Here is a 21898-nt window from a genome sequence, read left to right on the forward strand (position 1 = left end):
CACGGTCACCACTCTGCGGGGGATGACCTCGTCGTCGTGACCCTCGTCATGCCCGCTGGAACGCGGCCATCTCCGTGCACCGCCGCCACAGGGCGGCGGCCGTGGTCCGGTCGTGCGAACGGCGACCCGACCGGGCGGGCTTCGGATGCCCGCGCAGGCCCCCGAGGCGATCGGGGCCGACGAACTCGCCGCCGGTGAGGCCGGGCACCGTCGCCGCGTACAGCACGGACAGTGCGCCCATCTCCGGTGTCAGGCCCGCCCACGTGATGGAGTTGCCCAACTCGAAAAAGCGGTCCGCCAGTGGGTTGCCGCTCTGGCGGGTGAGGTCGGTCGCCGTGTAACCGGGATGGGCGGCGACCGACCGCAGCCCGCTGCCGGACCGCTCGAAGTGGCGCTGCCACTCGTAGCCCAGCATGATGCACGCCAATTTGGAGTCCGCGTACGCCGCCATGGGTCGGTAGCCGCGCACGTCCATGTCGAGATCGTCGGTGTCGAGTCGTCCGCGCAGGTGGGCGAGCGAGCCCAGCCACACGACCCGGTCCGTCAGCATCTGCTCCAGCCCCAGGGTGAGCGCGTGATGCGCCAGCACGTTGACCCCGAACTGCATCTCGTGTCCCTGCGCGGTGCGGGCGTGGGGGATGTTCATCACACCGGCGTTGTTGATCAGCACGTCGACCGGCGCACCCTCCGCCGCCGTGGCCGCCACGAACGCGTCGACGGAGTCCAGGTCCGCCATGTCGAGCAGGCGCACCTGCGCGCGCTCCCGGTCACCGGCGGGGAGCGTCGCGCGCGCCTGCTGCGCCTTCTCCTCGTTCCTGCAGGCCATGACGACCCGGGCGCCCCGGGCCGTGAGTGCGGCGGTGGTCGCCAGCCCGATCCCGCCGTTGGCGCCCGTGACCACGAAGGTCCGGCCCGACTGGTCGGGGATGTCGGTGGCGGACCATCTGTGCGCGCGAGTCATGAACGTCAGTCAACCAGCCGTGCCTGCGCTGTGGTGGTCCGTCCGTGTGGTAACGCCGGGATATCCTTCGCGATGTCCTTATGACACACTCGTCGGGTGTGCGGGTCCCACGTGTCACACGTGCCCCCGCGTGCCCCTTCCTCGAGATCCCGGAGTAGCCCCATGACGTTCGACCGCCGAACCTTCCTGCGCCGCGCCGGCATCGGCGCCGCCGGGGCGGGCGCCCTCGCCGCGGGCATCACCCCCGCGGTGGGTGCCCAGTCCTCGATCCCCGCCGGGCTCGGTGCGCTGCCGGGGGCGGGTGTCGGCGTCCCGATCGGCACACTGCTCGACTACGCCTCCGGCCCGCCGGCGGCCGCGTCGATCCGCGCGGCCGGCCACATGGGCGCCGTGCGGTACTGCTCCAACCGCCGCCCCGGCGCCGAGTGGATGACCGGCAAGCCGCTGCTGCGCCGCGAGGTCGACGACTTCCGCCGCAGTGGCCTCAACATGGTCTCCTGCTACCAGTACGGGCGGGCGGAGACCGCCGACTGGAAGGAAGGCGCCGCGGGCGGCGACCGCCACGCCCCGATCGGGATCCGGATCCACCGCGAGGCCGGCGGGCCGTCCGGTGTGCCGATGTACGTGGCGATCGACGACAACCCCACCCGGTGGCAGTTCGACCACCAGATCCGCCCGTACCTCGAGCGCTGGCGCGCCCATCTCCACGGCGCGGGGATGGAGCTCGGCGTGTACGCCAACGCCCCCACCATCGACTGGTGCCGTCAGACCGGCCTGGGGCGGTACTTCTGGCAGCACGACTGGGGCTCCGGTGGGCGCCTCAACCCGAGCGCGACGATCCACCAGCTGCCGGTCCGGCAGCAGGTCACCGTCGGCGGGGTCGTGTCCGACCTCAACCGTGTCTACGCACTCGACTACGGCCAGTGGTGGCGGGTCGACCCGATCGCGCTCGCGCAGTCGGCGCTCGGCAGCTCGATCTGACGCGACGTCTGGCGGGGCCTGCGCCTACTCGACGGTGATCTCGCCCATCGCCCCCCACTCCTCGCCCTCGGCGGTGGTGTTGATGATCCGCGGGGTCCGCTCGAGGTAGCGGGCGGCCGAGCCGGTGAACTCGGCGAAGTGGTCGGAGTTCACGTGCTGGGCGGGGGCGTCGCCCTCCCGGAAGGCCTCGCACAGCAGGAAGGTGTTCGGAGACTCCGGCGACCGGTACCAGTCGAAGAAGAGATTGCCAGGCTCGGCGCGGGTGGCCTCGGTGAACTCGCGGGTGAACTCGAGCCAGGACTCGGCGAACTCGGGCTTGACGTCGAAACGCACGTTGATGAGGATCATGGCCCCATCCTGCCGCGTGGGGAGCGGGCCGTCGAGGGAGGTGCGACTCGCCCCGATCGCCGGGGCAGGCATACGCTGTATCAGGTGACCATCGAGATGAGCACCGAGAACCCGTGCGTCCCGCGGGCAGAGGCCGACTCCTCCGTCCGCGCCGTCTGGAACCGCCTGTCGCTGGACGCGACCTCGAGCAGGAACGAACCGCTGATCGCGGGACTGGTCCTGGACCTCATCGACGGCTGTGATGACCTCGGCGAATCCCTCGCGCGCCTCGCCGCCTCCCGGGTCGCGACCCCCGAGATCGGTCGGCACGTGCTGGAGAAGGAGATCCGGGCGGTGCTGGTGGAGCATCCCCACGTTCTGGAGGCCGTCGCGGCCGACCTCGTAGTGAGCTTCGAGCGCAACCCCGCTTACCCCAACTACCTGGTGCCCTACCTCTTCGCCAAGGGCTTCCTCGGCCTGCAGGTGCACCGCGTGGCCCACGAGATGTGGAACTCCGGGCGCGTCATGGCGGCGTCGTTCCTGCAGAGCCGGATCTCCGAGGTGTTCGCGATGGACATCCATCCCGCGGCCCGTGTCGGCTCGGGCATCCTCGTCGACCACGCCACCGGGATCGTCGTGGGCGAGACCTGCGTGATCGGCGACGGCGTGTCCATCCTGCAGGGCGTCACCCTCGGCGGCACCGGCAACGAGGACGGCGACCGTCATCCCAAGATCGGCTCCGGCGTGCTGCTGTCCGCCGGATCGATCGTGTTGGGCAACGTCCGGGTGGGCGCCTGCTCCAGGGTGGCCGCGGGATCGGTGGTCCTGCACGAGGTCCCGCCCCACACCACCGTGGCCGGGGTCCCCGCGAAGGTGGTCCGGCGGCACGCCGACTCGCTGGTCCCCGCAGAGCGGATGGACCAGGAGATCGACCCCGAGGGGTAGGACGACACGCCGATGCGGGTCCTGGTGGTCGACGATGAGCCGGCGCTGCGCGAGAGCGTGCGCCGGGGACTCGTCACGGGCGGCTGGGCCGTGGAGACCGCCGCCGACGGTGAGGAGGGCCTCGAGATGGCCTGCGCCGACGACTTCGACGTGGTCGTGCTGGACATCATGATGCCGCGGCGCAGCGGGTACGAGGTCGTCCGCGAGATGAGACGCCGCGAGGTCTGGACCCCGGTGCTCATGCTCACCGCCAAGGACGGCGAATACGACGAGGCCGACGCCTTCGACCTCGGCGCCGACGACTACCTGGTCAAGCCGTTCTCGTTCGTCGTCCTCGAGGCGCGGCTCCGGGCCCTGGTGAGGCGGGGGGCACCGGAGCGCCCGGCGACGTTCGAGGCCGGCGACCTCGTGGTGGACCCGGCCGCGCGGGAGGTCCGCCGCGGGGATACGCGGATCACCGTGACCGCGCGCGAGTACGCGGTGCTCGAGTACCTCATCCGCCACCGCAACCAGGTGGTGTCCAAGGTCCAGATCATGCGGGCCGTGTGGGACGCCGCCTACGACGGTGACGACAACATCGTCGAGGTGTACGTCGGCTACCTCCGACGCAAGATCGACGCCCCGTTCGGGGCCCGCGCCATCGAGACCGTTCGCGGGCAGGGCTACCGACTCGTCGACAGCGTCGCGGCGCGCCCCTGAGCCGGGCCACTTCGCCCACTCCTCGCCGGCGTCTGCGCGTGGCCATCCGTCCTGCCACAGCCGCCCGCCGGCGCAGGAGGCGGGACCCTGTGCGGGATGACCGCTCAGGCGGGCCGGGCGGGGCCGGTGGGGATGTCGTCGACGTCGTCGTCCAGTGACTCGACCGGCAGCTCGACCACGAACCTCGCGCCGCCGCCAGGGGCGTCCTCCGCCCGGACCGAGCCGCCGTGGGAGCGGGTGATCTCGGCGACGATCGCCAGACCCAGGCCCGATCCGCCCTTGCCCCGCGCGCGGTCCGCGTCCAGGCGGGCGAAGCGATCGAACACCGAATCCCGTTGATCAGGGGGAACGCCCTCGCCGTCGTCGTCGACACAGACTACCGCGCGCGGCGCCCCGGGGGTCGTGCGGTCGACGGTGAGCCGCAGCGCGATCCGGTCGCGCGCGTGGCGGCGGGCGTTGTCGACGAGATTGCGCACCACGCGCTGCAGGGCATCGGCGTCGCCCACGAGGCGCGCGGGCTCCACCGAGGCCGCGACCTCGAGCCCGCCGCCGATGCTGTCGCCGCTGCCGCCGCCTCCGTCGCCTCCGCCGACGAGGCCCCTCAGCCGGGCCGCCTCGGAGAGCACGATGTCGTCGAGGTCCACGTCGTCGCGCCGCAGTGGCCGGCCGCGCTCGTCGTTCTTGGCCAGCAGGAGCAGGTCCTCGACCATCGTGCGCATCCGCTGCACCTCCGGCAGGAGCAGTTCGTCGACGGTCTCCACGTCCACCGGGGTGCCGGAGGTGGAGGACAGTTCGAGCATCGTCGACAGCGTGGATAGCGGGCTGCGCAGCTCGTGCGAGGCGTCACCGACGAACGCGACCTGTGCGGTGCGGGCGGCGTCGAGGCGCGCGAGCATGGCGTTCATCGTCCGGGCCAGGCGGGAGATCTCGTCCTCGGCCTCGGGGACCGGGACCCGCTCGCCACGGCCGGAGGCGGAGATCTCGGCGACGCGGGAGCGGATCGACTCGACCGGCCGCAGCACCCGCCCCATGGCGTAGTGGACGAACACGGCTGTGGCCAGGCCGGCCACGGGGACGAACGCCAGGAACAGCACCGCGCCGGTGGCCAGGAGGGAGTCGTAGCGGTCGGTGTCGGTGGCCACGTCCACGGCGAACGTTCCCCCGCGGACCTTCACGCCGACGGAGGTGAGGCGGAGGTCGGCGCCGTTCGGGGCGTCGAGGTCGCGCTGGATGACCTGACCGGGGGCGGGAGAGGGGAGCGCGGGGACGTTCTCGAGGCCGCGGGTGACCTGACCGGCCAGGACGCGGCCGTCGGGCGCCACGACCCGCACTAGGTCCACCCCGGACAGCGGCTCCGAGACCAGCTCGAGGGACGCCTGCGGACCCCGGGCCGCCAGCCCACCCGCCACTTCGACCGCCCGGGCGCGGTCGGCGGAGTCGATCGCGCCGTGCACGGCCGACCGCAGGAGCAGCCACGCACCGCCGGCCGCTGCCGCCAGCACGAGGATGACGATGCCGGTGGCGATCACGGTCGTGGCGACGCGGATGGGCCAGCGACGGGGGGTCGTGAGGGCCTCGCGGTTCAGTGGCACGTCTCCATTGTGCGGACGCGATGCGGCGCGCGCGGCCGCGGGGAGTGAACGAGAACACGTGTTAGCGTCGGCGGGTGAGAGAATCGCAGCACGACGGCCCGGAGCCCCGCCTGGGGTTGACGTTCAGCCCGAACCCGGACGGGTCGGTGAGCTGGCACCAGCCGGTCGGCGACCAGTTCATCGACCCGTCGGGGCGTTTCGCCACCGGCGGTCTGGCGGTCCTGGTGGATTCGGGCCTGGGGTCGGAGAACCACCGCCGCCGCCCCGAGGGGATGTGGACGGTCACCACCGAGCTGCGGATGGACCTGCTGGCGCGCCCGCGCGCGGGATCGGCGGGACTGGGCATCCGCACGGACCACCTGGGCGACGACGGTCACTGCCTCACGACGCGCGGCGAGGTCGTCGACGACGACGGCGAGGTGATCGCCTCGGGACTGGTCAAATCCATGGAGATCGCGGGAGCCGTGGACCCGGACGGGTACGACGACGAGCCGCCGTGGCCGTCCAGGCTCGCGCCGGGAACGCTGGCCGAGGTCCTGTGCCTGACGCTGGACGAGCGGGACGACGGCCCGGGCGGAACCCGCGTCGTGGAGGGCGTGATCGCGCCGGAGCCGACGTTGGCCAACCCGCTGGGCAATCTGCACGGCGGCGTGTTCGCGGCGGCCGCGGAGGTCGCCGGGGCCGCGGTGTTCCCGCACGAACGCGAGGTCAGCTCGTCCTCACTCGACGTGCGGTACGTGCGTCAGATCCCGCTGGTGCAGCCGGTGACGGTCCGGGCCGAGGTCCTGCACGACGGGCGGAGCTGGGGCATCGCCCAGGTGACGACGAGGGACGAGCGGGGGCGTGTCTGTGCCGTGGCGACGGTCACGGTATACGGCCACCGGTAGTAGGTGTCACGTCAATCAAGTAGTGTTCTCGTCGTCAGCAACCCGCACGACGAGAGGGGACCGTACGTGAAGATCGGCATCATTCTGGGCAGCATCCGCGAGGAGCGTTCCGGGCAGACCGTGGCCGAGTGGGTCACGCAGGAATCGCAGGCGCGGCAGGACGCCACCTATGAGCTGGTCGACCTCAAGTCGTTCGACGTCCCGCTGCTCACCTCGGCCACGGTGCCGGGCGCGGCGAACAGGCAATACTCCGACGAGCGGGTGCAGCGCTGGAGTTCGACCATCGACTCGTACGACGCCTTCGTCTTTGTCACCCCCGAGTACAACCACAGCGTCCCGGGCGGCCTGAAGAACGCCTTCGACTCGCTCGGTAGCGAGTGGGCGAACAAGCCCGTCGCCTTTGTCTCCTACGGAGCCGAGGGTGGTGTGCGCGCCGTGGAGCACTGGCGTCAGATAGTGGCCAACTTCCACATGTACGGCGTGCGTCAGCAGATCTCCCTGAGCCTGTTCACCGAGTTCGGCCCCGAGGGAGTGCAGCCCGCGGAGCGCCGCTCCGAGGAGCTGGCGACGCTGTTCGATCAGCTCGAGCAGGCCACCCGCCGCTTCCGCCTGGTGGACGCGAGCGCCTGAGTCGCGGCGCGCTACACAGGCGCAGTAGCCGGACGCAGTAGTTGAGCAAGGAGGCCCGCCCCCGTTTCTTCGGGGGTGGGCCTCGTCGTTCGCTGCGGTGCGCTCAGTTCACGGCGGCGAGCGCGGCGTCGTAGTCCGGCTCAGTGGTGATCTCGTCGACGAGCTGCGTGTAGACGACCTTGCCCTCGGCGTCGACCACGACGACCGAGCGGGCCAGCAGGCCCTCCATGGGGCCGTCGGTCATCTTGACTCCGTAGTCCGCGGCGAAGTCGCTGCGGAAGGTCGAGCCGGCGGTGGCGTTCTCGATGTCCTCGGCGGCGCAGAAGCGCTTGTGCGCGAACGGCAGGTCGGCCGAGATGTTGACGACCTCGGTGTTCTCCAGGCCGGAGGCCTTCTCGTGGAAGGTGCGCACCGACTGGGCGCACACGCCCGTGTCGACGCTGGGGAAGATGTTGAGGATGAGCTTCTTGCCGGCCAGCGACCCGGAGGTCACGGGAGCGAGGTCGGTGCCGACGAGTTCGAAATCCGGGGCCTTGGAGCCGACGGCGGGGAGCTCGCCGGACGTGCTGACGGGGTTGCCCTTGAAATTGGTGGTTGCCATGCGTCCGTTCTACCGGATGCCGGTGGTCGGCGGTGGTCCGGCCGGTTCCGGGGTGGGGCGGCGGATGGCGGGTTCCCCGCTCCCGGTCCCGCCGAACTCCTCAGCGCGGGGTCGCCACGTAGACGGCGATCCCGTCGGGCACACCCTTGACCCCGCCCCACCGGAAGGTCCGCTTGGGGCGGGTCGCCACGCTGTCGGGGTCCAGTCCGGCGCGCGTGGACTCGCTGATGAGGATCTCGCCCGCGCCGGCCTTCTCCGCGAGCCGCGCTGCGACGTTGACGTCCATGCCGAGATAGTCGTCCCCGATCCGGCGCGGGCGCCCGGTGTGGACGCCGACCCGCAACCGCGGACGCCAGCCCGCCACCTCCACGCCGGCGACCCCGTCCAGGCAGGCGGCCACCGCGTCCAGCGCCAGCTGGGGAGACGGGAACGTGGCCATCAGTCCGTCGCCCAGACGTTTGACGACGGCGCCACGGTGGGCGAGCACCTCGGGTTCGGTGGCCGCGGCGACCCGTCGGAGGAGCTGCAGCGACTCCTCGTCGCCGGCGCGCATCGCCCAGTCGGAGAACCCGACGATGTCGGTGAACACGATGGTCACCTCGCTCCCGCCGCCGGCCCGCCCCGTGCGCTCGAGCACGGCGTGCCACACCTGGAGCCCGCCGAGCGTCACCTCCCGGGACGCGGTGGGCTGCTCGTCGAACAGTCGGCCGGCCACCCGGGCGATCGTCCCCGCGCTGTCGCGGCCGGCGGCCGAGAGCGGGTCGCCGAAACCGGCGTCCCCGGGCAGGGCCCGCCGGGCCCGCCGCAGCAGTTCGACCGACGTGGGATGACGGTTGACGTCTCGTGCGCCCGCCGCGGCGCGGGCCGTCGCCGTCCGCACCCGCTCCCAGTAGAGGTTCGCCATGGTCGTGAAGCCTAGGACGAGGAGGTGGGCGCCGGGGCCGCCTCGCCCGTCTGGTCCACCGCCCGCCACAGGTACCAGGACGCCACCGACCGGTACGGTGCCCAGCCGGCCGAGTGGTCCAGCATCATCGCGGGGGAGGCCTTGTCGTCCAGACCCAGCACCCGTTCGAATCCCCGCTGCACCCCGACATCGGCCACGGGGAACACGTCGGGTCTGTCCAACAGGAAGATCAGCAGCATCTCCACGGTCCATCGGCCGATCCCGCGGACCGTCGTCAGGGAGCTGATGACCTCGTCGTCGTCGTAGTCCCTCAGTTCCCCCAGGGTCGGGATCCGGCCCCCACGCACCGCGTCGGCGAGGTCCCGCAGGGCGGCCACCTTCGGCCGCGAGATCCCGCACGCCCGCAGTTCCTCGTCGGACAGTGCGGCCACGAGCGCGGGGTCGAGCTGGGCGTCGCTCGTCGCCCGCCCGCGCAGCCGGCCCGCGATCGTCGCCGCGGCCTTCACCGAGAGCTGCTGGGACAGGATCGACGAGGCCAACCGGTCGAAGAGGGTGTGCGGCCCCGTGTTCGGCGTCGGGGTGAGGGTGCACGGACCGACGGCGTCGATGTGCGCGCGCAGGTGTGGGTCGGCATCGTGGAGGTACCGCACGGCCGTGACCCTGTCGTATCCTTCCGGCATGCCGTGAAGGGTACGCGGGTCGCGCGTGACCGCTCCGTGCCTCGGGTAACGACCTTCACGCACAATGCGATAACCAACGGGTCACGACACTGCTCGGGAGAGGACCGTTATCGTGCGTAGAACTCAGAGGCGTCTCGCCGCCGTCGCGGCCGCCGCCGCTCTCGCGCTGGGCGTCGGAGCGGGCACCGCCTCCGCTGGTTCGGCCGAGGTGCCGTCGGGCGTCGCGCTGTACAGCGGCCTGACGATGCTCGGCTGCCAGAACGTCGGCCAGGAGCTGCTGGCGGTGTGTCGGGACTTCGAGGTCCCCACCGTGGACGATCCCGCGGTGCTCACCGTCAACCCGTTCACCACCGACATCGTCATCCTCGGCGCCGGGTTGTTCCCCGACGGCGGCATCCGCCCCGTGCTCGAGGAGCGACTGCGGACCGGATACCGGTTGGCGCAGGCGTACCCGACCGCCCGCATCATCGTCACCGGCGGCCTGCCGCAGAACGGGCGCACCGAGGCGCGCGCGATGGGTGACTGGCTGCGTGGCGCCGGGATCGCGCCGTTCCGGATCACCGAGGAGGGGAACTCCGCCTCCACGGTGCAGAACGCGCAGTTCACCGACCGGATCTTCCGGGAGCGCGGCACCACCGGCGCCGTCGTCGTGACCACCGGTGACCACGTCAAGCGCGCGGTGCTCAACTTCCGCCAGGCCGTGGACGGCCGGATCCCGGTCACCGGCGTGGTCGCGCGGGGCTGATCGAGGTCGCCGCTCCTGTGGTCCTTTCGGCCGAGGGTGATCTCGGCGGGATCGCCGGCTGGGCCGTGGGCGTCATGGAGGCGCTCGGCGGGCCCGGCGCGGCCCTCGTCGTGGGTCTGGAGAACGTCTTCCCGCCCATTCCCAGCGAGGTCATCCTGCCGCTGGCGGGGTTCAGCGCGGCGCAGGGCACGTTCACCCTCGCCGGTGCGATCTTCTGGACCACCCTCGGGTCCGTGCTGGGGGCGATCCTCGCCTACGGTCTGGGTTTCTGGCTCGGTGCCGAGCGGGTCAGCGCGCTGTTCGACCGGGTCCCGCTGATCCAGGTCGCAGACTTCGACAAGGCCGAGGGCTGGTTCACCCGCCACGGGCGGGGCGCGGTCTTCTTCGGTCGGATGGTGCCCGTCGTGCGCAGCCTCATCTCCATCCCGGCGGGTGTGGAGCGGATGAGCCTCCTGCTGTTCGTGCTGCTCACCACGGCCGGCAGTCTGATCTGGAACTCGTTGTTCGTCGTGGCCGGGTATCTCCTGGGTGAGCAGTGGCACCGGATCGAGTCGGTGGCGGGATGGGCGTCCAACGCCGTCGTCGCGGCGATCGTGGTGCTGCTGGCGGTGTTCCTGGGGCGGCGTGCCTACCTGGAGTTCAGGGAGCAGCGGGAACACCGCGACGCCCCACGCGGTTAACTGATGTGACAGCAAAAAGTCGTGTCAGCTCACCCGTGCACCCCAGGAGGAAACCATGTCCGCCATCCGCCAGGTCGTCCCGCTCGGAGGCCAGTGGCCGGGTCTCGACCCGTTCCTGTTCGCCGTCCACCACCGTGACGAGTTCCCTCCGGCCGAGGGCGAGACCATGCGTCCCGCCGCCTCCCTCGCAGGCCGGTCCCTGGGGCAGGACTTCTCGGGCAAGGACGGATGGTCGATGTACCACGGCCAGACCGTCCCCGGCTTCCCCCAGCACCCGCACCGCGGGTTCGAGACCGTGACCGTGGTGCTCGACGGCGTGGTCGACCACGCCGACTCCCTCGGTGCGGCGGCCCGTTTCGGCCACGGTGACACCCAGTGGCTCACCGCCGGCTCCGGGATCTCGCACTCGGAGATGTTCCCGCTCCTGGACACCGAGCGGCCCAACACCATGGAGCTGTTCCAGATCTGGCTCAACCTCGCACCCGAGGACAAGTCCGCCGAGCCGCACTTCGACATGTTCTGGTCCGAGAAGACCCCGGTCGTCGTCCGCGGAGCCGATGGCGCCGCCGCGAGGTTCCGCCTGATCGCCGGGGAGATCGACGGCGTGCGGGCGCTCGACCCGCCGCCACACTCCTGGGCGGCGCGACCCGAGAACCACCTGGCCATCTGGATCGTCACGCTCGACCCCGGCGTGAGCACGGAGCTACCCGGTGCCGACCCCTCCGCGAACCGGGTGCTCTACAACTACGGCGGGCCGCTGACGGTCGACGACAGGCAGTTGGGGTACGACGCCGCCGTCCTCGCCCCGGAGACGGTCACCGTGACCGCCGGTGACGAGGGCGCGTCGTTCCTCGTTCTGCAGGCCCGGCCGATCGGCGCCCCGGTCGTACAGCAGGGTCCGTTCGTCGGCAACACCCGCGAGGACATCGTCACCGCCATGCAGGAGTACCGCGCCGGCGTGTTCGGCACCTGGGACCTGCCGCAGAACGACCCCGTCCACCCGCGCGGCGAGACCCGTTTCGCCCGCTACCCGGACGGCCGCGTCACGCGGCCGGTGGGTTAGACCGCGGCCGACGGGTCAGCCCCCGTCGGGCCAGGCTCCGGTTCGCAGGAGCTCGAGGCTGGCCTCCTGGTCGATGATCGGCTGGCGCATCTGGTCGGCGCAGAAGTCCAGCAGCGCCTCCGAGAGGGCGGAGTTATCCGACGAGATGGCACCGCGGGCGACCGCGACGTGGAGGTTCTCGGCGAACCCGTCGATCGCCGTCTGCGACACGCAGCTGTGCGTCGACACCCCGCACAGCAGCAGGTGGTCCACGCCGAGTTGCTCGAGCCGGGCCTTGAGCTCGGTGTCGAAGAAGGCGCTGTCGCGGGTCTTGACCACCTCCACGTGATCGCCCGTGGCCAACTCGTCGAGGAACTGCGCCTGCTCGGTGCCGGGGAACGCGAAGCCCTGGTCGTCCTCGCACATGTTGAGCGTCCACGTGGACTTGTCGCGGGAGTGCTCGGTGCGCACCAGCACGACGGGTCGTCCGGCGTCGTGGGCGGTGCGGATGAGCTCGTTGACCCGCGGCACCAGCTCGTCGCGCACCTTCGCCAGTTCGGGGAACTCGAAGTACGAGTTCTGCATGTCGATCACCACGAGGGCGGTCTGCTCGCCCGGACGCCACCACGTGTCCGAGACCTCGACCGGCGTGGTGCGCTTGTGCCGGTTGCGGTGCCACACCGTCTCGATCGTCCGCGCCACGTGCTCGGGGACGTCGCGGCCCTCGAGGTAGTCATCGATGTCGTCGTAGCGCAGGCCGAGTTCGTCCTCGTCGGTCTGGCCCTCGTTCTCGTCCAGCAGGTCGGCGGTGGGCACCTTGTCCCACAGTCGCTTTGGGGCGCCCAGTTGGCGGAGCAGGGCGCGACCCTGCCGCTTGTTCAGCCCCGACAGCGGCAACACGTCCGCGGCGCCGTCGCCGAACTTCGTGAAGAACCCGGTGACGTTCTCGGCGGCGTGGTCGGCGCCGATCACCAGTAGACCGCGGTCCCCGGCCAGCGCGTACTGGGCGACCATGCGGTGACGCGCCTTGGCGTTGCCCTTCGTGAAGTCGGTGAGCTCGGCCCCCGTGCCCTCCCGGATCGCCCCGTTGAGGGCGTCGACCCCCGGTGCGACGTTCACGGTCACGGTCTCGTCGGCGTCGACGAACTCCACCGCGGCGACGGCGTCGGCCTCGTCGTGCTGCACCCGGTAGGGCAGGCGCATCCCCACGAACACCGCGTCGCCGCCGTCCGCGCGCACCCGCTCCACCGCGATCTGGGCCAGGCGCCCGGCCAGGGTGGAGTCGACCCCGCCGGAGATGCCCAGCACGAAGCCCTTGGCGCCGCTGGTGGTGAGATAGTCCACGAGGAACCGCACCCGTCGCTCCACCTCGGTGGCGGGGTCGATGTCGGGCCGGACCCCGAGGCTGTCGATGATCGTCCTCTGAAGTTCACGCATGGCCCCATTGTGCGAGGCCGGCGCCGCGGTGCCACCGCTCGGGCGCCGCCGGGTCGCCGGGCGCTGCCCCGCTCAGCCGCCGCCAGCACGCATGAAGTCACCCACCACCCGCGGCCACGAGGCCACCTCGGCCGGGGTGTGAGCCACCTCCAGCCGGGCGTCGGGCAGCAACTCCAAAAGCTCCTCGGCCACCTCCAGCGGATGCGAGGCATCCAGGGGCCACGCGAGCAACAGCACCGGCATCCCGAGCCGGGCCACCTCCTCCCGTGGCGGCAGATCGGTCGCGGCCGCGCCCCGGAACGCCGCGGGCAGCCACTCGTCCGCCACGTCGGGCGCGGTGACCGGCCGGGCCGGGTCGATGGCCGGCGAGGTGGGCGGCTGCCGCGTCACCTCGGACCACCGGGCCCCGCCCCAGCGTTCCACCTGCCGCGCGGCCAACTCGTACAGCCGCGACTGTTCCCGCCGCCACTGCCACACCGTCGGCGGGATGCCCAGGGTGAGCGATGCGAACCGCTCCGGCTCGGCCACCGCCGCGGTCAGCAGCGTCGCTGACCCCATCGACTGACCCACACCGTGGACTCGCTGGCCGGGGAACTCCTCGTCGAGCAGGGCGAGCAGATCGCGGGCCAGCGCCGGCCACGTGTAGTCGTCCGGGTCCGCGGTGCCCGGGGACTCACCGTGACCGCGGGCGTCGTAGCGCACGACCCGCAGGCCGTCGCGGCCCGCCGTGAGGTCGAGGCCGAACACCTCGTCGCGGCGCCGGCTCGAGCTGAGCCCGTGCAACTGCACCACCGGCAGCCCGTCCCCGCGTACGTCGCGGGCGAGCGCGGGCCCGTCCCCGCCGGGCCGGGCGTCGAGCCGTCTCGTCGTCGTCACACTTCGCGCCTTTCCCCGTAACACGCCGCCCCTACCGTCCGGGCCATGAGGCTCACCACCGTAACGCGGATGTCGCTCCCCGACGGCGTCGTGCACCGGTTTGCGACCGATGTCACCCCAGCTCACGGCGAGGATCGATCTCCCTCGTTCGACCAGGCGCGCCACGCCTTGCTCGGCCCCCGCCCGGGCTCGTGGATGGCCGTGGCGTTCACGCTGCCGTTCCCGGCCGACCGGGACGAGGTCGCGCGGGCGTGGCTCGCGGTGGTCGCGCGCCACGAGACGCTGCGCACGGTGCTCACCGGAGGCGGGCACGACCGCGACGAGCACGAGGGGAGGACCGACCGCGACGGCCGCGACGACCGTGACGACGACAACGACGACGAGCTGCGCCTTCGGCCCGTGACCGTGCGGCCACTCGGGTGGCGGACCCCGCCCGCGGAGCCGGGGGAGGACCCGAGGGCCGTCCTGCGCCGGGTGTTCGACGAGGCGTGCTGCCCGTTCTCCCGGCCGGCGCACGCGCTGTGCCTGGTGGAGCCGCGGGACGAGCGAGAGCGGCCGGTCGTGGTGATCGGGCTCGACCACTGCCACGTCGACGCCTGGTCGCTGCTGGTGCTGATGCGCGACTTCTGCTCGTGCCTCGACGACCTGGCCTGCGGCCTCGAACCGGGCACCTGCCTGCCGCCGGCGACGGCGTTCGCCGCCCACACCGCCGAGCTCGCCGCCCGCCCGCCCGCGCCGGACGAGGTGCACCGACGCTGGGCCGCGATCCTGGCCCGCGGCGGCGGTGAGATGCCGGTATTCCCGCTCGACCTGGGCGACATCTCCACCCCGCGCGAGGAGGTGGTCGAGGTGCGCGACGTGCTCGACCCGGCCGGGGTCGCCGCCCTGGATGAGGCGGCCACCGCCGGCGGAGTACGCATGATCTCGCTGGCGATCTCCGAGATGACGGCCGTACTCCACCGCCGCGCCGGGGTGGGCCTGCGCGCGGTCCTGCCGGTGCACTCCCGCCACGATGTGCGCTCCGCCCGCTGGAACGACTCGGTGGGGTGGTTCATCACCAACTCCGTGATCGAGTGCGACGACCCCGACCCGGCCGCGTGCGCGGTGGCCGTGCGCGAGGCCGTCGACCTCGGTTCGCACGCACTGGGGCCGATACTCGCCCCGTACGGCGGGATGCCGCACACCCCGGGGATGTTCGCGGTCTCGTGGCTCGACCACCGCCGCCTGCCGGTTGACGTGGACCTGAGCCTCAGCCCGCAGCACGTGTCGGCCGCGATCCGGACCGACGGGGTGATGGTGTGGTTCGTGGTCAACGGCTCGGGACTGCACGTGCGCTGCCGCTACCCGGACACGCCCGCCGCGCGGGCCTCGGTGGGCGGGTGGCTCGACGAGCTGTGCGCCGGGTTGGTGCGCCGCGCCACCCCGGCCGCCGGTCGCACCGGGCCGGGCGGGCAGGTCGAGGCAGACCTCGGGCAGGTCAGTGGGGCGGCGCGCCGGACTCCGGTCCCAGGTCGGCCTGCAGCCACCCCACGTCGAGCCACCGCCCGTGCTTGAACCCGATCCGTTCCAGCCGGCCCGCCTCGCGGAACCCCATGGCCAGGTGTAGGGCCACAGTCGGCTCGTTGGGAAGGGTCACGATCGCCAGCAGTCGGCGGAACCCGGCCGCCTCGAGCCGGGCGAACAGCTCCCGGTACAGCGACCGCCCCAACCCGAGGCCGTGCGCGCCCGGATCGACGTAGACGCTCACCTCGCATGACCAGCGGTACGCCGCGCGGTCCTTGACCGGCCCGGCGTAGGCGTACCCGACGATCCGGCCGTCGAGCTCGGCCACCAGCCAGTCGTACCCCGCCAGTGCCCGGTCGATCCGCGCCGCGAACTCGTCGACCGGCGGCACCTCGGTCTCGAACGTCGCCGTGGTCTCGCGGACGTACGGCGCGTACACGTCCAGACAACCGGCGGCGTCGGCCACGGTGGCGCGGCGGATCGCCCTCACACCTCCGGCCCTCCCGGGTTGCAGCCCTCGGCCAGCATGCGCTCGGGCGAGACCACCGGCCGCCACGGCTCGAGATTCCAGGTGGGCTTGTCCGGCTCGAGCAGTCGCGCCCAGGTCCAGTGGCAGTCGAACTGCTCCCACATCCCCGGGCTGTCGGCCTCGGGGACGAGCCGGACGACCTCCCGCCAGGCCGTTCGCGAGTCGCCCTCCCCCCACGCCTGGCGGCCGGCGGTGGACGGGGCGACCTCGAGCGTCACCCCGTAGTCGGAGTCGCCCCAGGTCGCGGCCTCGATGAACGGCGGGACGGGCGAGGGCGAGCCCCACTCCGAGGGGACGGGACTGTCGGTGGCGGGGGACGACGACCGCGCCGGGGGCGGGGACTCCCGCGGCGCGGCTGTCGGCACCCGCGCCGCGGAGGTGGACACGGACGTCGTCGCGCCCGCGTCACCGGGCGCGGGTTCCTGCGGGTCCGACGAGCACCCACCCAGCGCGAGGGCCGCCAACAGCACGGCGCCGAGTGCGGCGGCAGTGGATCCGGTGGGCGGGCGGTGGGACATCGCTCGCAGTCTGCCACGGGCAAAGGGTTGCGTCCGAGCCCGTGTGCAGAGGATCCTGTCTGCGGAAGGGAACCGGCGCAGGCGGAGAGCCCGCACGCCACCCCTCCCACAGAAGGAGCGTGACCGATGCCCCCGTTCGACCTCTCCCAGCTGCAGGCCATGTGGGACGGGATCTTCCCCGCGATCTTCGGGCCCCTCGCTGCCTTCGTCGACACGATCGGCGCGTCCGTCCAGGGGCCCTGACGCGTCTCAGCCCACCGCGAGGATCTTGTGTAGCGTCCGGAGGTTCCTGCTCGTCAGGTGACGGTCATGCGCTCGGTTGCCGGAGGCCTTGCCGGCGGCCGAGCTCAGCGTCGCCCCCTTGGGAACCCGCCAGTACACGCACCCTGATCCCGCTGTCACGACCTCGGTGCCGCCGGGCTCGATCGCCGCGCCCATCGCCTCGGCGACCGCCCGGGTGACCGCCGGGTCATCGGAGAACACGACGTAGTCGTGGTGCTCGTCGAGCGACTCGAACGGGTACGCCGCCACCGCCTCCTCGACCGCATCGCGGGTGAGGACCTGCACCACCGCGTCGTAGCCGAACCTGTCGGCGTAGGCGGCTTCGAGCACCGCCCGGAGTTCGTCCTCGGTGCGTGGGTCGGTGAGCACGACGTTCCCGGTGGCGAGGACGGTTCTCACCTCCGTGCAGCCCGACTCCTCGGTGCAGGCCCGCAGGTCCGCCATCGCGATCCTGGCCGACCTGCCCACGTTGATCCCCCGCAGCAACGCGACCTTGCGGTCTGAGCTCGACCCGCCGGGACCGGCTGTGGCGTTCATGGACCGATCCTCGCACCACGGGCGGGCCGCGAGGGTAACTTTGGCGACATGGCAGTGTCAGTGCAGTCAGTGACCACGATCGAGGCCGGCATCCCGGAGATCATGGAGGTCCTCGCCGACGTCGAATCCCTCGTCGACTGGTCGGAGGCCCACCGCGAGGTCGAGATCCGCGAGGCCGACGACGACGGGTGGCCGATCGTGGTGTGGGAGAAGATCGCGCAGTACGGCGTGACCGACGAGATGGTCGTGCGGTATGAGTGGTACGACGGCGAGGTGAGCTGGTCGCTCGTCGAGAGCAGCACCCAGAATGTGCAGAACGCGCGTTATGTGCTGACGGACAAGGGCGACGGCACCACCGAGGTGGTCTTCGACCTCGAGGTGGACCTCAAGATCAAATTTCCCGGAGTGATGCTCAAGAAGGCCCAGAAGCACATCGCGGACGTGGCCACCTCCGGCCTCCGCAAGGAGGTCCTGCGGCGCTACGGCTAACCCAGCAGATCGAGCGCGGCCCGCACCCCGACCGCCGGCAACTGCCCCGGCGCCGAAGCCGCGCCCACGGTGGCGAAGGTGGCCGCCGATCCGAACGTGCCGCCGCCGATACGCGTCACCGCCCCGAGCGCGCCCATAGACATGGTGATCAGCGGGATACCGGCGACGCGGTGGCGACTCTCGGTGGCCGCGATCAGCGTCACCACGTCGGCCGCCGAGCGGGGCATCACGGCGATCTTGGCCACGTCCGCCCCGGCGGCTTCCATGGCCTCCAGTCGAGCGACGATCTCCGCGGCCGGCGGGGTGGCATCGAAGTCGTGGTTCGACGCCACCACCGAGGTGCCGTGCGCGTGGGCCGCCTCGATCGCCCGTGCCGCCCGCGGGTGCCTGTGCTCGACGTCCACCGCCGCCACCAGGCCGGTCGCCGCGAGAGATGCGACCAGCGCGATGTAGGCGTCGTCGGTGATCCCGGCACTACCGCCCTCGGCCGTGGTGCGGAACGTGGCCAGGATCGGGGTGTCCGGAAGCAGCCCGGCCAGGGCCTCGAGCGCTGCCACCGCCGGGCCGGGATCGGTCGACGTCCCGGCCTCGGCGGCGGCCGCCCCGGACCGGGCGGGGGCGGGCTCGTAGAGGTCGACCCGCCACTCGACGAGATCGACCACGGGATCGTCGGCCAACGCCGCGGCCTGCTGCTCCAGTTGCGTGAGGTCGCCGGCGGTGATCGGGACGATGATCGACGGCGAACGCGCATCCAGGTGCAGCTGGTGACGGGGCATGGTTAGACCCTACGACGACCCTCGCCGGGCCCGGACCGTCAGCTACACCCCTCGCAGGGGCACGGCCGGCGGGCCGGGATCAACTCCAGCGCGGCCAGGCCCCCGGTTCCGGAGGTGCGGTAGTACCTGCCCGCCCAGCGCAGGGTGCGGGACGGCCGGCGTACGGGGACCAGTTCCCAGGTCGGGCCGCCGGAGCCCTCGCACAGCAGGTGCCCGGCATCGAAGACCTGGCCGGCCAGGACGGTCTCGCCCCACCGGCCCAGCAGATCGGCGGTCTCCCGCGCCGCCAGGCCCCGCACGAGCAACTCGGGGTGCCCCAGATCCGTCAGTCCGATGGTGTAGCCGAACCTGTCGTCCGGAGGAAGTGGTGTGGCGGCGCAGTCGCCGCAGTCGCAGCCCTCGCCGACGTGGACGACGTGCATCCCGGAGCGCTCGACGTTAGCGGCGACCCGCAGCATGTCGCGGTCGATGGTGGGGGCGTAGGCGGAGCCGGTACGGGGCGGGATGGCGGTGTGGGACATGGGATCTCCTCTGTGCGGGTGTATCGGGCCCGGTGCCCGGCGTCGAACAGGTGCTCGATGCGATGCTGACGGTAGATCCCACCTACGACACGGACCGTGGAGTTGACGTCCTGTACCCGGACGGGACGGGTGCACACTGGGGGCGGACACGCGGGGGACGCGTGGTCGGACTCGACCGAAAGGGGCGCCTGTGAGGGTCGCGTTGGCACTGGGCTCGGGCGGGGCGCGTGGATACACACACATCGGCGTGATCCGTGAGCTGCAGGCACGTGGACACGAGGTGGTCGGTGTCTCCGGGGCGTCGATGGGTGCCGTCGTGGGTGCCCTCTACGCGGCCGGCAAGCTCGACGACTTCGAGAAGTGGGTGCGGGGCCTGACCCAGCCCGCCGTCCTGCGGCTCCTCGACGTCTCCTTCGCGGGCGGCGGCGCCATCCGGGCGAACAGGATCATGGCGGTGATCGGGGCGATGTTGGACGACGTCCGCATCGAGGATCTCGAGATCCCGTTCACCGCCGTCGCCACCGATCTGCGGGCCCGCCGGGAGGTCTGGTTCACCCGCGGCCCCGCGGACGTGGCGGTGCGGGCGTCGTTCGCCATCCCCAGCGTCATCACCCCGGCGTTGGTCGGAGGGCGGTTGATCGTCGACGGTGGCGTGACCAACCCCGTCCCGCTGGAACCGTTGGCGCCCGTGAACAGCGACCTGCTGCTGGCGGTCTCGCTGACGGGGCGTCGGTCCGGGATCCGAGGGTCGACGTTCCAGGAGAGTTCGGATCCGGACGAGGTGTCCCCCGAGGCCGAGCCGAAGATCTCCCGGAGGGGTGCCGCGGCCGGGGCGAGGCCGGCGGGCACGCTGACAGGCCGGATCCGGACCGCCGCAGCGGATGTCCGCGACGGCGACCTGGTGCGACTGATCGCCGCGCGACTCGGTCAGGATCCGGCTGTCCCGGAGGACGAGGACTCATCGGATGCCGGCGGTGACGTGGCCGACGACGCGGTCGACGGCGTCTACGACGGGACGGCCGGAGTCCGGGCGCCCGGTCAGCCGTCTGACGTGGTGGAAGAGGTGGTCGACGAGGGCGAGCAGGAGGTCGCCGCCGATGCCGAGGAATCCCTTCCCGGGTCCCTACGGATCTTCGACGTGGTCACCCACACCATCGAGGCGATGGAGAGCATCGTGACGGCTTACCGCATGGCCGGCAACCGCCCCGATGTGCTGGTGGAGGTCCCCTCGGACGCGTGTTCGACGTTCGACTTCCACCGGGCGGACGAGCTGATCGCGCTGGGCCGCCGCCTCACCGCCGAGGCGCTCGACCGCGCCGGGATCTGACGGGGTCGGTCCTAGGCGCCTTCGCTGTTTTCGCTTCCGCTGTTTTCGCTTCCGCCGTTCTCGCCACCGCCGTTCTCGCCTCCGTCGCCGACGAGCGGCAGGTGCTGCGAGCAGTACGCCTTGACCGCGGCCGTCACCACTGCCGGTGCCTCGATCACGGGAGCATCGGGATGGGCGTCGTTGTACATCTGGAGCACGTCGATGTAGCCGGTGCCCTCGTCGAACGACGCGCAGGCGTCACGGCCGCGGGTGATGTAGTCCTGCTCGTCCGGCGTGTCCACGCCGACGCGTTGGATGTCGTTCAGGAACTCCTCGTCCGGGTTCGGGCTCTCGCCCCCACCTTCCTCGGAGCCTTCGGGCTGCGGGCCGTTGCCGGTCGTGGCGCCGCCCTCGCCGCCCTCGCCGCCGTCGTTCATCGCGTCACCCACCGCCGACGTGGCCTCGGCGGCGACGGACCCCACCGCGCTGGTGGCCTCGCCGACGGCCTGCTCGGCCTCGCCCTCCTCGCCGCAGGCCCCCAGCACGAGGGCCAGAGCTGCGAGGCCGGATGCGGCCGCGAGGGTGCGGGAACGGGTGCGTACGGACCGGGGTGTGACGGCCACGGTGGGTCCTCCTCTTCGAGTCGGTTGCGCGACACAGGCACTCGGGGCCGGTGCTGTCGCGAGGGTATTGCACCTGCGCGGCCCGACCGGGCCTGATGCCCCGATTGTCTGTGAGTGGTGTCACAATCGAGATCTGAACGAGATGGGGTACTCCGAGTCGCTGGGGGCCCTCGCGGATCCGTTGCACGAGCCGGTTCTGCTGGCACTTCCGGTGTTCATCGCGCTCGTCGCCATCGAGTGGATCTCGGCACCGGATCCGGCTCGTCTGGGCCACCCACCAGGCCCACCATTCGAGTGAGTACTACAACTTCGCGACCGTCTTGCGCCAGAAGTGGAACAACTCCGGGGAGATCGTCGCCTGGCTGCCTCTACCGCTGTTGGGGGTGCCGCCGTGGATGGTCTTCACCGGGTTCTCGATCTCGCTCGTCTACCAGTTCTTCGTGCACACCGAGCGCATCGGTCGGCTGCCCGGACCGGTCGAGTTCGTGTTCAACACCCCCTCTCACCACCGCGTGCACCACGGCAGCGACGCCGAATACCTGGACCGCAACTACGGCGGGATCCTCATCATCTGGGACCGCCTGTTCGGCACCTTCCGCCCCGAGACCCACCGGCCCACCTACGGGCTCACGACGCCGGTGACCTCGCACAACCCGTTCTGGCTCCAGACGCACGAGTACGTCGCCATCTGGCGGGACCTCCGCGGTGCCGCGAGCTGGCGCGAGCGGCTCGGCTACGCGTTCGGCCCACCGGGGTGGAGGCCCGCCCCGGTGCCGGCACCCATCCCCCGATCATGCGCCGGGGTCCCCGAGCCGCACTAGGGTGGG

The 21898-nt window shown here is 71.8% G+C and carries 26 protein-coding genes and 2 pseudogenes; 13 read left to right on the plus strand and 15 right to left on the minus strand.

The features are described 5' to 3' along the window. Positions 1-46: 46 nt before the first annotated feature. Entirely contained in the window at positions 47-961 is a 915-nt protein-coding gene (locus CK206_RS12525; RefSeq protein ID WP_096906597.1) for an SDR family NAD(P)-dependent oxidoreductase, read from the minus strand. 162 nt (positions 962-1123) lie between these two features. On the opposite strand from CK206_RS12525, the gene CK206_RS12530 reads away from it, so the two are divergent. After that, a complete protein-coding gene (locus CK206_RS12530) occupies positions 1124-1942 on the plus strand; it encodes a DUF1906 domain-containing protein (RefSeq protein WP_096906598.1) in 819 nt (272 codons plus the stop codon). Between the two features lie 24 nt (positions 1943-1966). On the opposite strand, the gene CK206_RS12535 is transcribed toward CK206_RS12530, so the two are convergent. Next, positions 1967-2290 carry a putative quinol monooxygenase gene (locus tag CK206_RS12535; RefSeq protein WP_096906599.1) on the minus strand — a complete coding sequence of 108 codons (324 nt, stop codon included), beginning with the start codon at positions 2288-2290 and terminating at the stop codon, positions 1967-1969. Positions 2291-2374: 84 nt separating this feature from the next. Between CK206_RS12535 and CK206_RS12540 the strand changes: the two genes are divergently transcribed. Both CK206_RS12540 and CK206_RS12545 read left to right on the plus strand, forming a co-directional pair. Next, complete coding sequence (locus CK206_RS12540) at positions 2375-3214, plus strand: serine O-acetyltransferase (RefSeq protein WP_082924056.1); 840 nt, start codon at positions 2375-2377, stop codon at positions 3212-3214. Between the two features lie 12 nt (positions 3215-3226). Then, complete coding sequence (locus CK206_RS12545; protein WP_096906600.1) at positions 3227-3913, plus strand: response regulator transcription factor; 687 nt, start codon at positions 3227-3229, stop codon at positions 3911-3913. A gap of 104 nt (positions 3914-4017) precedes the next feature. Here the strand turns inward: CK206_RS12545 and CK206_RS12550 are convergent, their stop codons facing one another. Continuing rightward, positions 4018-5505, minus strand: a complete 1488-nt coding sequence (locus CK206_RS12550) for a cell wall metabolism sensor histidine kinase WalK (protein ID WP_096906601.1) — start codon at positions 5503-5505, stop codon at positions 4018-4020. A gap of 74 nt (positions 5506-5579) precedes the next feature. Between CK206_RS12550 and CK206_RS12555 the strand changes: the two genes are divergently transcribed. Together CK206_RS12555 and CK206_RS12560 are read left to right on the plus strand one after the other, a co-directional pair. Next, positions 5580-6392, plus strand: a complete 813-nt coding sequence (locus CK206_RS12555; RefSeq protein WP_069388634.1) for a PaaI family thioesterase — start codon at positions 5580-5582, stop codon at positions 6390-6392. A 66-nt stretch (positions 6393-6458) separates the two neighbouring features. Continuing rightward, complete coding sequence (locus CK206_RS12560; protein WP_069388633.1) at positions 6459-7022, plus strand: NADPH-dependent FMN reductase; 564 nt, start codon at positions 6459-6461, stop codon at positions 7020-7022. Between the two features lie 103 nt (positions 7023-7125). Here CK206_RS12560 and tpx read toward each other — a convergent pair whose 3' ends face one another. From tpx to CK206_RS12575, 3 genes are all read right to left on the minus strand, one after another. Beyond that, positions 7126-7623 carry a thiol peroxidase gene (tpx, locus tag CK206_RS12565; RefSeq protein ID WP_067718959.1) on the minus strand — a complete coding sequence of 166 codons (498 nt, stop codon included), beginning with the start codon at positions 7621-7623 and terminating at the stop codon, positions 7126-7128. A gap of 100 nt (positions 7624-7723) precedes the next feature. Further along, entirely contained in the window at positions 7724-8527 is an 804-nt protein-coding gene (locus CK206_RS12570; RefSeq protein ID WP_067718962.1) for an adenylate/guanylate cyclase domain-containing protein, read from the minus strand. An 11-nt stretch (positions 8528-8538) separates the two neighbouring features. Next, entirely contained in the window at positions 8539-9207 is a 669-nt protein-coding gene (locus CK206_RS12575; protein WP_069388632.1) for a DNA-3-methyladenine glycosylase, read from the minus strand. A gap of 112 nt (positions 9208-9319) precedes the next feature. On the opposite strand from CK206_RS12575, the gene CK206_RS12580 reads away from it, so the two are divergent. From CK206_RS12580 to CK206_RS12590, 3 genes are all read left to right on the plus strand, one after another. Then, positions 9320-9952, plus strand: a complete 633-nt coding sequence (locus CK206_RS12580) for a YdcF family protein (RefSeq protein ID WP_096906602.1) — start codon at positions 9320-9322, stop codon at positions 9950-9952. Positions 9953-10026: 74 nt separating this feature from the next. Further along, positions 10027-10632 carry a DedA family protein gene (locus CK206_RS12585; protein ID WP_069388635.1) on the plus strand — a complete coding sequence of 202 codons (606 nt, stop codon included), beginning with the start codon at positions 10027-10029 and terminating at the stop codon, positions 10630-10632. Positions 10633-10687: 55 nt separating this feature from the next. Then, positions 10688-11695, plus strand: a complete 1008-nt coding sequence (locus CK206_RS12590; RefSeq protein WP_096906603.1) for a pirin family protein — start codon at positions 10688-10690, stop codon at positions 11693-11695. 15 nt (positions 11696-11710) lie between these two features. On the opposite strand, the gene CK206_RS20765 is transcribed toward CK206_RS12590, so the two are convergent. The 3 genes and pseudogenes from CK206_RS20765 to CK206_RS12600 form a co-directional block, all read right to left on the minus strand. After that, positions 11711-12271, minus strand: coding sequence for an isochorismatase family cysteine hydrolase (locus CK206_RS20765; RefSeq protein ID WP_256385645.1), 561 nt, complete (start codon positions 12269-12271; stop codon positions 11711-11713). A gap of 21 nt (positions 12272-12292) precedes the next feature. Next, positions 12293-13111 (minus strand): annotated as a pseudogene (nadE, locus tag CK206_RS20770) (ammonia-dependent NAD(+) synthetase); the annotation flags it as partial. Positions 13112-13183: 72 nt separating this feature from the next. Next, on the minus strand, positions 13184-13987 hold the full coding sequence (locus tag CK206_RS12600; RefSeq protein ID WP_096906604.1) for an alpha/beta fold hydrolase: 804 nt from the start codon (positions 13985-13987) through the stop codon (positions 13184-13186). Positions 13988-14032: 45 nt separating this feature from the next. Between CK206_RS12600 and CK206_RS12605 the strand changes: the two genes are divergently transcribed. Continuing rightward, positions 14033-15541: a hypothetical protein gene (locus CK206_RS12605; RefSeq protein ID WP_143337734.1), complete on the plus strand. Its 1509-nt coding sequence runs from the start codon at positions 14033-14035 to the stop codon at positions 15539-15541. Here the strand turns inward: CK206_RS12605 and CK206_RS12610 are convergent. The 3 genes from CK206_RS12610 to CK206_RS12620 form a co-directional block, all read right to left on the minus strand. Beyond that, entirely contained in the window at positions 15465-15980 is a 516-nt protein-coding gene (locus tag CK206_RS12610; RefSeq protein WP_096906606.1) for a GNAT family N-acetyltransferase, read from the minus strand. The two genes, CK206_RS12605 and CK206_RS12610, sit on opposite strands and share 77 nt — an antisense overlap. Next, positions 15977-16537, minus strand: a complete 561-nt coding sequence (locus tag CK206_RS12615) for a DUF2599 domain-containing protein (protein ID WP_173674790.1) — start codon at positions 16535-16537, stop codon at positions 15977-15979. Before CK206_RS12615 ends, CK206_RS12610 begins: the two co-directional genes overlap by 4 nt. Before the next feature lie 249 nt (positions 16538-16786). Next, the gene (locus CK206_RS12620; RefSeq protein WP_096906607.1) at positions 16787-17356 is read right to left on the minus strand and encodes a DUF1697 domain-containing protein; all 570 of its coding nucleotides are present in this window, start codon (positions 17354-17356) and stop codon (positions 16787-16789) included. Positions 17357-17404: 48 nt separating this feature from the next. On the opposite strand from CK206_RS12620, the gene CK206_RS12625 reads away from it, so the two are divergent. Beyond that, entirely contained in the window at positions 17405-17845 is a 441-nt protein-coding gene (locus CK206_RS12625; protein WP_096906608.1) for an SRPBCC family protein, read from the plus strand. Here the strand turns inward: CK206_RS12625 and aroD are convergent. Beyond that, complete coding sequence (gene aroD / locus CK206_RS12630) at positions 17842-18621, minus strand: type I 3-dehydroquinate dehydratase (RefSeq protein ID WP_069389922.1); 780 nt, start codon at positions 18619-18621, stop codon at positions 17842-17844. The genes CK206_RS12625 and aroD overlap by 4 nt on opposite strands. A 38-nt stretch (positions 18622-18659) precedes the next feature. After that, positions 18660-19142, minus strand: coding sequence for a DUF4262 domain-containing protein (locus tag CK206_RS12635; protein ID WP_069389923.1), 483 nt, complete (start codon positions 19140-19142; stop codon positions 18660-18662). A 190-nt stretch (positions 19143-19332) separates the two neighbouring features. Here CK206_RS12635 and CK206_RS12640 point away from each other — a divergent pair, with 190 nt between their 5' ends. Further along, positions 19333-20469, plus strand: a complete 1137-nt coding sequence (locus tag CK206_RS12640) for a patatin-like phospholipase family protein (protein ID WP_069389924.1) — start codon at positions 19333-19335, stop codon at positions 20467-20469. Positions 20470-20480: 11 nt separating this feature from the next. Here CK206_RS12640 and CK206_RS12645 read toward each other — a convergent pair whose 3' ends face one another. After that, positions 20481-21071, minus strand: a complete 591-nt coding sequence (locus CK206_RS12645; protein ID WP_069389925.1) for a DUF732 domain-containing protein — start codon at positions 21069-21071, stop codon at positions 20481-20483. 142 nt (positions 21072-21213) lie between these two features. Between CK206_RS12645 and CK206_RS19885 the strand changes: the two genes are divergently transcribed. Together CK206_RS19885 and CK206_RS12650 are read left to right on the plus strand one after the other, a co-directional pair. Beyond that, entirely contained in the window at positions 21214-21369 is a 156-nt protein-coding gene (locus CK206_RS19885; protein WP_156523633.1) for a hypothetical protein, read from the plus strand. After that, positions 21320-21892, plus strand: a pseudogene (locus tag CK206_RS12650) (sterol desaturase family protein); the annotation flags it as partial. The gene CK206_RS19885 and the pseudogene CK206_RS12650, both read left to right, overlap by 50 nt. Positions 21893-21898: the final 6 nt, after the last annotated feature.

It is taken from the genome of Dietzia sp. WMMA184, from assembly GCF_002441635.1.
In the GTDB taxonomy this organism is placed as follows: domain Bacteria; phylum Actinomycetota; class Actinomycetes; order Mycobacteriales; family Mycobacteriaceae; genus Dietzia; species Dietzia kunjamensis.